We start from the raw sequence: 13,725 nt of genomic DNA, 5'->3' as shown, positions 1-13,725 counted from the left end.
AAATATCCAATTAAAAAGTCAAATAAAATTTTGGGTTTAAATACTAATAAATTTTACAATAAATTCTAAATATAGAAAAAATATAAGCTTAAAGATTCGTTTGACAAAATCTCTAAAATCTAGTAAATTAATCAATAGATAATAAGGCTATTAAAAGAAGAGTAGTAGAATAGGATAACTTACAGAGAAGACCAGCAAGGTGAGAGTGGTCAGTTTAGTTTTCTATGAAGATCATCTTTTATGCCTAATAGATGAAAAAAGTAGTTTATTACGTAAGATAGGCGTTAACTTCATGCTCAATTTTTGGGTGGACCGTCCCTTTTGGGGGCGTTTTTTTATTATTTTATAGAAGGAGTAATATGACAAGTTTTAAATCACTAGATACAAAAAATATAAAACAAAGAGAACTAGATTTATCTAAGTATTGGTCTGATATAGACTTATTAGATAAGACTTTTACAACAAGAGAAGATGCTGATGAATATATAATATATGATGGACCTCCAACAGCCAATGGCAAGCCAGGTATCCATCATGTTATAGCTAGGACCTTGAAGGATATGACTTCAAGATATAAAAACATGCAAGGCTATAAGGTACTTAAAAAAGCAGGATGGGATACACATGGACTTCCTGTAGAAATAGAAGTGGAAAAAGAACTAGGCTTTACAGAAAAAGATCAAATAGAAGAATATGGGGTTGAGAAATTTAATCAAAAATGTAAGGACTCCGTATTTAAATATTCTGATATGTGGAGAGATATGTCAGATAGGATGGCTTTCTTATATGACATGGATAACCCATATATAACTTTAGACAATGACTATATAGAAACTGAATGGTGGCTATTAAATCAAGCCTTCAAAAAAGGACTTATCTATGAGGGAGCTAAGGTTATGCCATACTGTCCAAGATGTGGTACTGGTCTTGCAAGTCACGAAGTTGCCCAAGGCTACCAAATGGATAAGGCAATAACACTTATCTGTAAGTTTAAGAGAAAAGATAGGGAGAATGAATATTTTCTAGCATGGACAACAACACCATGGACACTTCCATCAAATGTTGCCCTCACTGTTCATCCAGAACTTGACTATGTAAAAGTAGATGATAAGACAGATGGTGCTTACTATTATCTTGCAAAATCTCTAGTTGAAAAAGTTATGGGAGATCATGAGTATGAAATAGTAGAACATATGAAGGGCAAGGATTTAGAATATGTGGAATATGAACAATTACTTCCATATGTAAAGGTTGAAGGTAAGGCATTTTACTTAACTTGTGCTAACTATGTATCAGCAGAAGATGGTACAGGAATAGTTCATACAGCACCAGCCTTTGGTGAAGATGACTACCAATTAGGCAGAAAGTATAAGCTACCATTTGTCCAACCAGTAGATCTTGAGGGATGTTTTACTGAAACTCCTTGGAAAGGAAGATTTATCTTCGATACAAATGAAGAAATATTTTTACACCTTAGAGATGAAGGAAAAGTATTCAAAAAACAAATAATTGAACACAACTACCCTCACTGCTGGAGATGTAAAACACCACTTGTTTATTATGCTAAGCCATCTTGGTATATAGAAATGAGCAAACTTTCTGAAAAAATGGTAGAAAATAATAATGGTGTAAATTGGTTTCCACAAACTATAGGTGATAAGAGATTTGGAAACTGGTTAGAAAATGTAAAAGACTGGGCAATTTCAAGGTCAAGATATTGGGGAACTCCACTTAACCTTTGGAGATGCGATGATTGTAATCACATAGAATCAATAGGTTCAAGAAAAGAATTAGTTGAGAAGGCAAATGAAAATATAAGTGAGGATATAGAACTTCACAGACCATATGTTGATGATGTAACTCTTACTTGTCCTAAATGTGGAAAAACAATGCACAGGGTTCCAGACGTTATAGATGTTTGGTTTGACTCTGGAGCCATGCCATTTGCTCAAGTACACTTTCCATTTGAAAACAAGGATAACTTTGATGAACTTTATCCTGCAGACTTTATTTGTGAAGGAATAGATCAAACAAGGGGTTGGTTCTACTCACTTATGGCTATATCAACAATCATAACAGGAAAGGCACCTTATAAAAATGTACTCGTTAATGACCTTGTAGTTGATAAAAATGGTCAAAAGATGTCAAAATCAAAGGGAAATACCTTAAATCCATTTGAACTTTTCGATAAGTATGGGGCAGATGCAGTAAGATTTTATTCTTTATATGTATCACCTGCTTGGGTACCTACTAAATTTGACGAAAAAGGTCTTATAGAGGTTAAAAACAACTTCTTTAGGACGATAGAAAATGTATATAACTTTTTTGTTTTATATGCCAATACTGACCATATAGATCTTGATGATATAAAGTCATTTGAAAATGTAAAACTTGAAGAGATAGATAAATGGCTATATTCAAGGCTTAATTCCCTTCTTAAAAACTACTATAAGTCAATGGATGAGTTTGACTACAATAAGGTAGTACACTTAGTAAATGACTTTGTTGTAGAAGACTTATCAAATTGGTATATAAGAAGAAACAGAAAGAGATTTTGGAACCAAGATTTAACAGAATCTAAAAAGGCTGTATACAAAACTTGCTATGACGCTCTAATTCTTATAGCTAAAATGACAGCACCTATAGCTCCATTTATAGCTGAAGAAATTTTCAGGAACTTAACAGAAAAGATGTCAGTACACGTTGAAATACTTGATAAGGTCAATGAGTCACTTATAGATGAAAAACTTGAAGAGAAAATGGATCTTGTAAGAAAGATAGTTACTCTAGGTCGTGCCTCAAGAGAAAAAGAGAGCATAAAAGTACGTCAACCACTTGAAAAAATAGTGGTAGATGGATCATATGAAGAAGTAATATCTAATTTAACAGGACTAATCAAAGAAGAACTTAATATTAAGAAAGTAGAATTTGCCAAAGATTTATCAGAATTTATGGACTTTTACCTAAAGCCAAACTTTAGAAAAGTAGGAAAAATATTTGGTAAAAATGTAGGAGCCTTTGGGAAATACCTTCAAGATGTTGATGCCAAAGATTTTGTAAGGAAAGTTGAAGAAAATCCACAAGAAGTTGAGATAAATGGAGAAAAATATATTGTAGACAAAGAATACCTCGACGTAAGAATCCAAGCAAAGGAGGGATTCGATGTTGAGATGGATGGAAATGTCTTTGTAGTACTTGATACAGAAATTACAGAAAATCTTAAAAAAGAAGGATATGCAAGAGAATTTGTATCTAAAATCCAAAACTTAAGAAAAGATAGTGGCTATGAAGTTACAGATAGGATAGAAATATTCTTTGAGGCGGATGAAGACTTAACAAAAGCTCTTAAAGAATATGAAAAAGAAATCAAAAAAGAAACTTTAGCTGATTCAATGCAAGCTAAAGAATTATCAAGCGAAGAATTTGAGTTAAATGATAAAAAGGCAAAGATTGAACTTGAAAGAAAATAATAGATTGGGGGAGCAAGGATTCTTGCTTCCTTTTTATTTTAAGGAGATAATATGAAAATTAGACTCATGAACATGGTGAAAATTTATGATAAAAATACCAAGAAGGTCCTAGTCCTTGATAAAAAGAAAAAGGAAGGCCGGGAAGGTCTTACCTTTCCTGGTGGAAAGGTAGAAAAAAGAGAAAGTTTTGAGGACTCTGTTATAAGAGAGGCCAAAGAGGAGACAAATTTAGATATTAAAAATCCAGAACTTGTTGGAATAATTACTTGGGCTTATACAAATAAAGATGGGGAATTTCAAAAAGATGTGGGACTATTATACGAAACATCTGATTTTTCAGGGAATCTAGTAAAAGAAAATAGGGAGGGACTACTTTCTTGGATAGACTATGAAGACTTTAAGAATATGGATAATATGAGCGATTCCATGCCTGAGATATTAAAAATTTATGACAGAAAGATAAGAGAGGTCTATTGGGATGTAGACAAAGAAGATATATTGTACTACTAGACTATATTAACAATTATTTTAGAAATATTTTTAAATTTCCCAATATATTTTGTGAAAAAAATTGCAAATATGTTATACTTGTCTTATAAAATAAGGAGGGAATATGAAGATTAAAAATATAGGTAAATCACTTTTACTTGCACTTTCACTTTCTTTACTTGCATCATCATGTTCAAATGATACTGCTGTTAAAGAAAAAGAAGGCTCTGCTACAACTTCAACTAGCGAAGGAGTATTTGAAGCAAGTGAAAAAGGATATGGTGGGGATGTTACAGCCAAGGTTAAAATTACAGATGGAGTAATAGAATCTGTTGATTTTAATGCGGATAAAGAAACAGACACTATTGGTCAAAAAGCAATAGAAAGTTTATCAAAAGAGATAGTAGATCGCCAATCAACTCAAATTGAAACAGTATCTGGTGCTACAATATCATCAACAGCTTTTTTAAAGGCGGTAAACGAAGCCCTTAAAAAGGGAGGAATTAATCCAGAAGATTTAAAGGCAAAAGAAGCCAAAAAAGAAAAAATAGATCTTAACCAAAAGGCGGATATAGTTGTAATAGGTGCTGGTGGAGCAGGGCTTACTTCAGCAATCTCAGCTGCCCAAGAGGGAAAATCTGTCATAGTTGTAGAAAAGGCGGCAAATGCTGGTGGAAATACAAATAGGGCGACAGGTGGAATGAATGCATCTGAGACAAAATTTCAAAAAGAAGCAGGTATCAATGATTCAAACGAAGATTTCTTTGAAGATACAATGAAGGGTGGACATAACATCAATAATCCTGACCTTGTTAGAGTATTAGTTGATAACTCTTCAGATTCAATTAATTGGTTAGATGAGCTTGGAGCAAGATTATCTGATGTAGGAGTTGCAGGCGGAGCTAAAAATCCACGTCAACATAGACCAGTAGATGAAAATGGCAAGATACTTTCAGTTGGACCATACATAGTAGAAAAATTGCTAAAAAAATGTGAAGAACTTAATGTACCAGTAATTTATAATGCAAGAGTAGAAAAAATAAAGCAAGAAGATGGTAAAATTACAGGTGTAACTGCAAGCACTGACCAAGGAGAACTAAATGTAGATTCAAAAGCAGTTATAGTTGCAAGTGGTGGTTTTGGTGGTTCAAATGATATGGTTAAAAAATATAGACCAGACTTAGATGGTTATGTATCAACAAATGCTCCAACAATTGAAGGAGATGCTATAAAGTTTTTAGAAAAACTAAATGCAGGATTTGTAGACATGGATCAAATCCAAACTCACCCAACAGTAGTTCAAAAAGATGGCTCTTTAATTTCAGAATCCCTAAGAGGAGATGGTGCTATTCTTTTAAACAAAGAAGGAGCTAGATTTACTGATGAAATGGGCACAAGAGATGCTGTATCAAGTGCTATAAATGAGCAAACTGACAAAACTGCATGGCTTGTAGTAGACCAAAAAATGTACGATGAATCAAATGTAATAAAAGGCTATGCTGATAGAAATTTACTTACAAAAGTTGAAGATGTGAAAGCTTTAGCTGACTTTATTGGAACTGATGAAAAAAATGTAAAAGAAAGTCTTGAAAAATGGTCAAATTCTGTGGATAATAAGGAAGATGGAGAATTTAATAGAAAAAACCTAGATAAAATAAAATCAAACCTTAAAGAAGGCCCATACTATGTAGGACCAATAGGACCTGGAATTCACCACACAATGGGAGGAGTAATGATAGACACAAAGGCCCAAGTTCTAGATAAAGACAATCAAGTTATAGAAGGTCTATACGCTGCAGGAGAAGTGACAGGAGGAGTACACGGAGGAAATAGACTCGGTGGAAACGCAGTATCAGATATTATAACATTTGGAAGAATAGCAGGAAAAGAAGCGGCAGGATTTGTTGGAAAGTAAAAAAGAAGGCGGACTATGATTTTATATCATGTCCGTCTTTATTTTTGGCTTGATTTTCGTATTATAAGTTTAGTAGGGACAGAAATTTCAATTGGAAAATCTCTGCCATTGTTTCTTGATTCTTTCAGATATAATAATATTTGGAATATAGCATGAAAATAAATGATTATTCTTGTCGAAAAGTAAAATACTTTTTTATCTCTGCTAAGGTGAAATCTTTTTGAATTCATTTTTTAAATTTATAAATTATTTACCATAATTATAGAATATAATACTCCAAATAGTAATGCTGATATTTACACATACAAATCATTTGAAGACAGAGAATTAAATAAAACACCCTTGAATTAAAATGAAAACTTTTATAATAAAGTAAAGTTCAAAATTGGTCTGTAAATAATTTTATGTATCAGCATAAATCCTGATATGATATGTATCCCTTTTACTGGACAAACCATTAAAGGGGTATTTTTATATATCAGTAGTTATCCATTTCTATATAAATAGAGCTTGTTTTACTCTTATATGAACTAATAAACTTTCAAAGTTTCATAAAAATTTATAGATATTTTATATATGATTCTAATTTTCCTTTAATAATATTAATAAAGGAGATAATATATGCTCCATCCTTTAATCCTATATCTCCATTGCTTGATGCATTATCATAGCAAAGTATAGGATTTTTTGGACAATGGGAATTTAGAAATATTGTTTTGTTTTTTGGTTAAACCATTATAGGAATTAGGTATTTAAATGCGCTTTTTTTCTTATCCGATTAATGATTATAATTATATAACAGAAAATCAATATATAATAAAATAAATATACTAGGACTTAGCTTGGATATATTTTTATTAATTATTTATAGGAGATAAAACATTTATACAATTATAAGTTTAATCCCAAACTTTTCTAATTGCTCAATAGTGTTTCTATCAATATCATTATCTGTTATAACTAGATCTATATTTGTGATAGACCCTATTTTAAAATTTGCTTGTTTTAGAAATTTAGAACTATCACACACTAGGATGTTTTTACTTTTTGACTCATTTATCATATATTGATTGATTTCTACTTCATCCATCACTGAAGTTGTTAAATCTCCATCCTTTGATATTCCTGATATACCTATTATAGATATATCTGAGGCTACAGATTTAAGGTTATTTAAGGCGAATGTACCTGTAAGGGCATTTTTTGGATAGGATATTCTTCCTCCTGTTAGTGTTACACTTACGTGAGGGTCAATATCAAGAAATAAAGCTTTTGCATTATTTGTAATTATATTTACCCTTTTATCCTTTATATATTTTAGGACTAATAATGCCGTTGAAGATGAGTTTATAAATATATCATCGTTAGTAGTTATAAATTCAGAACACTTTTTTGCTATTTTTTCTTTTTTATTTTCTATTAAAATATTTTTAGAATCATTTTTTTGGTTAAGTCTTGCTCCACCATAAAATCTTTCTATTTTTCCTATTGATTCTAGATAATTTAAATCTCTCCTAATAGTAATGTCAGATACATTAAATTTATTTACTAGATCATTGGTGTTTATCTCTTTATTTTCTCTTATATAGGATAGTATATCTTTTCTTCTATTATCTACTATTGTTTTTTTTGTTTTCATATTTACCTCTAATTATATGATAACTTCTTTTATTAAAAAAATCAAAAAAATCACAAAAAGATAAAATGAATAAGAATTTTTGAACGCTATTTTTTATATAAATTGATTAATAACGCTTTATACCTTAATATAAATATAAAAACATTCAAATAATTCATTAAAAATAAGCAAAAGATTGAATTGAGTGCTTGACCAATCATAAAAACTGTTATATCATAATAATGAAAATAAGCTGTTGTTATATTAATGGAGGATATATTTATGAGCCAAATTGATAAAATTACAAGAGAAAGTTGGATACTTGGAGCTTTCCCAGAGTGGGGAACATGGTTAAATGAGGAAATTGATGAAGAAGTAGTTGAAAAAGGTACTTTTGCTATGTGGTGGATTGGATGTACAGGAATCTGGTTTAAAACAGAAAACGATACAAATATAGCTATTGACTTATGGTTTGGTAATGGCAAAAGGACTAAGAAGGTTAAGGAAATGCAACCTTACCATCAAATGAGAAATATGACAGGTGGAAAAGCTCTTCAACCAAATTTAAGGGCCAATCCGATTGTTTTTGATCCATTTGCTGTAACAAAGGTTGATGCGGTTTTATCTACTCACTATCATAACGATCATATTGATCCTTTCTTTGCAGCTGCTGTTCTAAAAAATTGTTCAAAAGATGTTCCTTTTATAGGACCAAAAGAGTCAGTCAAAAAATGGATATCTTATGGTGTTCCAGAAGAAAGATGTAAGATTGTAAAACCTGGTGATGAAATTAAGGTTAATGATACAACAATAATAGCTCTTGATAGTTTTGATAGAACTTGTCTTGTTACTACTGAGGTTGGGGAAGATATAGAAGGTGTTTGTCCTACAAACATGGATGAAAAGGCTGTAAATTATTTGATTAAAATGCCAGCAGGTACAGTTTATCACACAGGAGATTCACATTTTTCAATCGGATATGCTGAAGTTGGAAAGAAATATGATATAGATATAGCGTTTGGATCTTATGGTGATAATCCAGTAGGAAATCAAGATAAGATGACTTCTATAGATATTTTAAGAATGGCTGAATCAGTAAATTGTGAAGTTGTAATTCCAATTCATCATGATGTTTGGACAAATTTCAAAGCTGATCCTAAGGAAATAAAGTACTTATGGCAATATAGAAAAGATAGGTCTAAGTATAAATTTCATCCATATATTTGGGATGTAGGTGGCAAGTATGTATGGCCAACTATGAAGGATGAATTAGAGTATAGATATAGACCTGGCTTTGAAGATGCTTTTGAAAATGAAAGAAATGTACCGTTTAAATCAATATTATAGGACACCAAGGTGAATATTCACCTTGGAAAATTGGAGGAATATATGATTAATGAAATTATAAAAAATGGTTTATATGATTTCTATGAAGAAATCGATACCTGGCAAGAGGCTATTGAAAAGTCTTGTGAAAAATTAATTGAAAAAAATATTGTTGATGAGAGATATCCTAAGCAAATAATTGAAACTGTAGAAAAATATGGTCCATATATTGTTTTAGTTCCTAGAGTTGCTATGCCACATTGTCAAGAAAAAGCAGAAGGAGTTAATGATACAGCGGTTGCATTTATGAAGGTTAATAAGGCGGTTTGTTTTGATGAAGATGATAGAGACAAGGATGCATGTATATTTTTTACTATAGCTAGCGAAAATCCTGATAAACATCTTGAAAACATTTCCGAGATTTCAGAAATTTTAGGAAGAGATGAGATTATTGATGCTTTAGAAAAAGTTGAAAATATTGACGATTTAATAAGAGTACAAAAAGAGTTTGATATTTAGGAGTTAGTATGGATATATTATTTGGTATATTAAATGGTTTTGTAAAAAATATACTTACTAAACCTGCATTTTTTATAGGTTTTATAGTTTTAATAGGTTACTTATTTGATGGAAAGAAATGGTATGATGCATTAGCTGGTTTCATTAAAGCTACTGTAGGATATATGATTTTGAGTGTTGGTTCAGGCGGACTTGTATCAACATTTAGACCGATTCTTACAGGTTTAAAGGATAGATTTAAGATATCAGCGACAGTTATTGATCCTTATTTTGGTCAAAATGCAGTCACTGAAGCAATGGGCGAAATTGGAAAATCATTTTCACAGGTTATGCTATTACTACTTATAGCTTTTGTTATAAATATAGTTTTAGTTAGGCTTAAAAATATTACAAAGATGAGAGCGGTATTTACTACAGGACACGTTCAAATGCAACAAGCTGCAACAGCTTTTTGGCTAGTAGTATTTTGTTTTCCAAAACTTGGAGAAACTCCAATTTTAATTATAATGGCTATTCTATTAGGGCTTTATTGGGCAGTAGGTTCAAATCTAACAGTAGAAGATACACAAAAATTAACTGATGGTGCTGGATTTTGTATAGCTCACCAACAAATGTTTGGTGTCAGATTAGCTTGTTGGTTAAGTGATAAATTGTTTAAAAATCACAAGGAAAATAGTAAAAATTTAGATGATATTGAATTGCCAGGATTTTTATCTATATTTAATGAAAACATGGTTGCAACAGCAATTCTTATGACAGCCTTCTTTGGTGTAATACAACTAGTTTTAGGAAAAGACTATCTAGTAGCACAAGAAGCTTTGAAATTAGAAGATAATTTCTTTTTCTACATATTAGAATCATCTTTCTCATTCGCAGTAAATTTAGCTATTTTGCAATTAGGGGTTAGAACATTCGTAGGAGAGCTTACAGCATCTTTTGATGGAATACAAAATAAATTACTTCCAGGTGCACTTCCAGGAATAGACTGTGCTGCTGTATTTGGTTTTGGTTCACCTAATGCTGTAACAATTGGATTTATGTTTGGAGCATTGGGTCAATTTTTAGCGATAGCAGTATTGTTTTTAATTAAGTCTCCTACGCTTATCATTGCAGGTTTCGTACCTTTATTCTTTGATAATGCAGTTATAGGAACATATGCAAATAATAGGGGTGGTTTTAAGGCTGCAATGCTTATGCCATTTTTATCAGGACTAATCCAAGTATTTGGCTCAGCTTTCATAGCATCATACACAGGACTTGCTCATTATGGTGGATATTTAGGAATGTTTGACTGGGCTACAGTTTGGCCAATGGCAACAGTATTGATGAATAACCTTCATTATATAGGAATAGCAATTTTTGCTATAGTCCTTATAGCAATACCACAAATTGAATATAGGAAAAATAAAGATACTTATTTCATGATTGTTGAAGATTATGAAAAATATAAAGAAATGACAAAAAATAAATAATTGAATATGTTAGGAGTAAAAGATGAAAATTATAGTAGCATGTGCAAATGGAGCAGGAACTTCACTAATGATGATGAATAAGATTAAACAAGCTTTTAATGAACTAGAATATAAGGGTAAATTAGACATTTCTCATTGTTCTCTGTCTGAAGGAAAATCTACAGGTAGGACAGCTGATGTCATCTTTTGTGCCCAAAATTTCATGAAAGACTTTGATGCTTTAAGAGCTAAGGGAGTTCAAATTATAGGAATGAAAAATATTCTTTCTAAAGATGAAGCAAAAGAAAAAATTCTTGAGAATAATCTCCTAGAAAAATAAGGGGTTTTTATGTTAGAAGAATTAAAAGAAAAAGTATATAGGGCTAATTTACTTTTGCCAAAATACAATCTTGTAAAATTCACTTGGGGCAATGTATCCCAAATTACAGATGATAGAAAGTATATAGTAATAAAACCATCAGGTGTGGAATATGATAAGATGAATGCTAATGATATGGTTGTAGTTGATCTTGAAGGAAATGTAGTTGAAGGAGATTTAAAGCCTTCAAGTGATACACCAACCCATATTGAATTATATAAAAATTTTCCAGAGATATCTGGAATAACTCACACTCATTCAAAATGGGCAACTATAATGGCTCAAGCAAAAATAGATATAAAAGCTTCAGGAACAACCCACGGTGATTACTTTTATGGGACCATTCCAGTAACTAGAAATATGAAAAAGGAAGAAATAGAAAAAGACTATGAGAAAAATACAGGTTCTGTAATAGTAGAATGTTTTAAAGAAAAGGGGATAAAAGCTGATGAAGTCCCAGCTGTTCTTGTAGCAAACCATGGTCCATTTAGCTTTGGGATAGATGCTGAAGATTCTGTATTTCATTCAGTAGTATTAGAAGAAGTTGCCTTTATGAATTGGCATTTAGAGGCGATAGGAAAACATGAATCTATGAAAGATGAACTCTTAGATAAACACTATCTAAGAAAGCATGGAGAAAATTCATATTATGGACAAAATTAATCTTGGCATATATGAAAAAGCCTTACCAAATGAATTGAGTATAAAAGAAAAATTGAGATTTGCCAAAGAAATTGGTTTTAACCAATTGGAAATAAGTATTGACGAGTCAGATGAAAAATTAAATAGGCTCTATAATGGTTTTTCTAAAAAACTTTTACAAGCTCAAATAGATGAGGGTATGAGGGTAAGGACTATGTGTTTATCAGGGCACAGAAAATATCCTATGGGTTCTTTAGATAAAAATATTCGTGAAAAAAGCTTAGATATTATGCAAAAAGCCATAGAATTTGCAGATTTAAATTCAATAAAAATAATTCAATTAGCAGGCTATGATGTTTACTATGAAGAATCATCTATTGAAACTGAAAAATATTTTATAGATAATCTCATAAAAGCTGTTGAAATGGCTAGTAAATATGGTCTAATACTTGCATTTGAAACAATGGAGACAAGTTTTATGGATACAGTAAAAAAATCCATGAAATATGTAAGATTAATTAATAGCCCATATCTTGGAATTTATCCGGATATAGGAAATTTAAAAAATGCAGCTGTAAAATATGGTAAAGATGTTATTGAAGATTTAAAAGAAGGTAAAGGATATATTTTTGCAGCACATTTAAAAGAAACAAATCCTGGTATATATAGGGATATGGAATTTGGTAGTGGTGGACATACAGAATACGAAAGATGTATAAAAGAACTAAAAAATCAAAATGTAGCTTTATATACAGGAGAGTTTTGGAATCATGGAGAAGAAAATTACAAGGACATTATAAAAAATGCCTATGAATTTTTAGAAAAAAAATTAAAATAAGGGGTAATATATGAAACCAAATTTACAAATAGCACTTGATAGCCAAACATTGGCTGAGGCTTTAGAAACAGTTAGAGAAGTTGGGGATGTAGTAGACATATTAGAAGTTGGTACAGTATTATGTTTACAAGATGGAATGGAGCCTGTTAGAGCCTTAAGAGCTTTATATCCAGAAAAGATAATTTTAGCAGATACAAAATGTGCAGATGCAGGTTCTACAGTAGCAAAAAACTGCAAGGATGCAGGAGCTGATTGGATGACGGTAATATGTTGTGCAACTATACCAACTATGGAAGCTGCAAATAAGGAAATAGATCAGTTACAAGTTGAACTTTATGGAGACTGGACCTTTGAACAAGCAAAACAATGGAAAGAAATAGGAATAGAACAAGTAGTATATCACCAATCAAGAGATGCACTTTTAAGTGGGGAAACTTGGGGAGATAAGGACTTAGATAAAATTAGAAAACTTGTAAAAATGGGTTTTAAAGTCTCAGTAACAGGTGGATTAGATGTAAATACGATTGAACTTTTCAAAGGGATAGATGTATATTCATTTATTGCGGGAAGAGGAATAGCCAAGGCAAGTAATCCTAAAAAAGCAGCACAAGACTTTAAAGATAAAATTAAAGAAATATTCTAATAATAAAAGCAGTAAATCTTAACTTGAAGATTATTAATTAAAGTATTTAAAAAATAAGTTATAGAGATTTACTGCTATTTATTAGAAAAATAAAAGGAGTAAAAAATGAAATTTTTTCTAGACACAGCAAATGTCGAACAAATAAAGCGAATAAATGACCTAGGTCTATGTGATGGGGTAACAACCAATCCCTCACTCATAAACAAAGAAGGAAGAGACTTCAAAGAAGTAGTAACAGAAATAGCATCAATAGTAGATGGCCCAATATCAGCAGAAGTTACAAGCTACACATACGATGAGATGGTAAAACAAGCAAGAGAAATAGCAAAATGGGCAGAAAATATAGTAGTAAAGATACCAATGACAGAAGAAGGTCTAAAAGCAATAAACACCCTTTCAAAAGAAGGGATAAAGACAAACTGTACCCTAATATTC

The 13,725-nt window shown here is 31.2% G+C and carries 12 protein-coding genes; 11 read left to right on the top strand and 1 reads right to left on the bottom strand.

Features of this window, described 5'->3' with window-relative positions; translation table 11 throughout:
* Positions 1-359 precede the first annotated feature (359 nt).
* The 3 genes from ileS (at position 360) to SOR60_RS06895 (ending at position 5,874) form a co-directional block, all read left to right on the top strand.
* Positions 360-3,470 carry an isoleucine--tRNA ligase gene (gene ileS / locus SOR60_RS06905; RefSeq protein ID WP_320595561.1) on the top strand — a complete coding sequence of 1,037 codons (3,111 nt, stop codon included), beginning with the start codon at positions 360-362 and terminating at the stop codon, positions 3,468-3,470.
* Between the two features lie 51 nt (positions 3,471-3,521).
* Positions 3,522-3,980 (top strand): NUDIX domain-containing protein, encoded by a 459-nt coding sequence (locus tag SOR60_RS06900; RefSeq protein WP_320595560.1) that lies wholly within the window; start codon positions 3,522-3,524, stop codon positions 3,978-3,980.
* Positions 3,981-4,083: 103 nt separating this feature from the next.
* Positions 4,084-5,874, top strand: coding sequence for a flavocytochrome c (locus SOR60_RS06895; protein ID WP_320595559.1), 1,791 nt, complete (start codon positions 4,084-4,086; stop codon positions 5,872-5,874).
* 883 nt (positions 5,875-6,757) lie between these two features.
* On the opposite strand, the gene SOR60_RS06890 is transcribed toward SOR60_RS06895, so the two are convergent.
* Positions 6,758-7,513 carry a DeoR/GlpR family DNA-binding transcription regulator gene (locus SOR60_RS06890; protein ID WP_320595558.1) on the bottom strand — a complete coding sequence of 252 codons (756 nt, stop codon included), beginning with the start codon at positions 7,511-7,513 and terminating at the stop codon, positions 6,758-6,760.
* A gap of 261 nt (positions 7,514-7,774) precedes the next feature.
* Between SOR60_RS06890 and ulaG the strand changes: the two genes are divergently transcribed.
* The 8 genes from ulaG to SOR60_RS06850 form a co-directional block, all read left to right on the top strand.
* Positions 7,775-8,839, top strand: coding sequence for an L-ascorbate 6-phosphate lactonase (gene ulaG / locus SOR60_RS06885; RefSeq protein ID WP_320595557.1), 1,065 nt, complete (start codon positions 7,775-7,777; stop codon positions 8,837-8,839).
* Positions 8,840-8,881: 42 nt separating this feature from the next.
* Positions 8,882-9,337: a PTS sugar transporter subunit IIA gene (locus SOR60_RS06880; protein WP_320595556.1), complete on the top strand. Its 456-nt coding sequence runs from the start codon at positions 8,882-8,884 to the stop codon at positions 9,335-9,337.
* Between the two features lie 8 nt (positions 9,338-9,345).
* A complete protein-coding gene (locus SOR60_RS06875) occupies positions 9,346-10,809 on the top strand; it encodes a PTS ascorbate transporter subunit IIC (RefSeq protein WP_320595555.1) in 1,464 nt (487 codons plus the stop codon).
* A 22-nt stretch (positions 10,810-10,831) separates the two neighbouring features.
* Positions 10,832-11,128: a PTS sugar transporter subunit IIB gene (locus tag SOR60_RS06870; protein ID WP_320595554.1), complete on the top strand. Its 297-nt coding sequence runs from the start codon at positions 10,832-10,834 to the stop codon at positions 11,126-11,128.
* A 9-nt stretch (positions 11,129-11,137) separates the two neighbouring features.
* Positions 11,138-11,830: an L-ribulose-5-phosphate 4-epimerase gene (locus SOR60_RS06865; protein WP_320595553.1), complete on the top strand. Its 693-nt coding sequence runs from the start codon at positions 11,138-11,140 to the stop codon at positions 11,828-11,830.
* Entirely contained in the window at positions 11,817-12,647 is an 831-nt protein-coding gene (locus SOR60_RS06860; RefSeq protein WP_320595552.1) for an L-ribulose-5-phosphate 3-epimerase, read from the top strand. The genes SOR60_RS06865 and SOR60_RS06860 overlap by 14 nt, the downstream gene beginning before the upstream one ends.
* 10 nt (positions 12,648-12,657) lie before the next feature.
* The gene (locus SOR60_RS06855; RefSeq protein WP_320595551.1) at positions 12,658-13,290 is read left to right on the top strand and encodes a 3-keto-L-gulonate-6-phosphate decarboxylase UlaD; all 633 of its coding nucleotides are present in this window, start codon (positions 12,658-12,660) and stop codon (positions 13,288-13,290) included.
* Positions 13,291-13,395: 105 nt separating this feature from the next.
* The coding region (locus SOR60_RS06850) for a transaldolase family protein (protein WP_320595550.1) at positions 13,396-13,725 on the top strand (330 nt) is incomplete at its 3' end.

Origin of the sequence: Anaerococcus porci (assembly GCF_034090325.1) — a bacterium.
In the GTDB taxonomy this organism is placed as follows: Bacteria; Bacillota; Clostridia; order Tissierellales; family Peptoniphilaceae; genus Anaerococcus; species Anaerococcus porci.
Note: the sequence above shows the minus strand (reverse complement) of the source record. Positions and strands in the feature narration are given on the sequence as shown.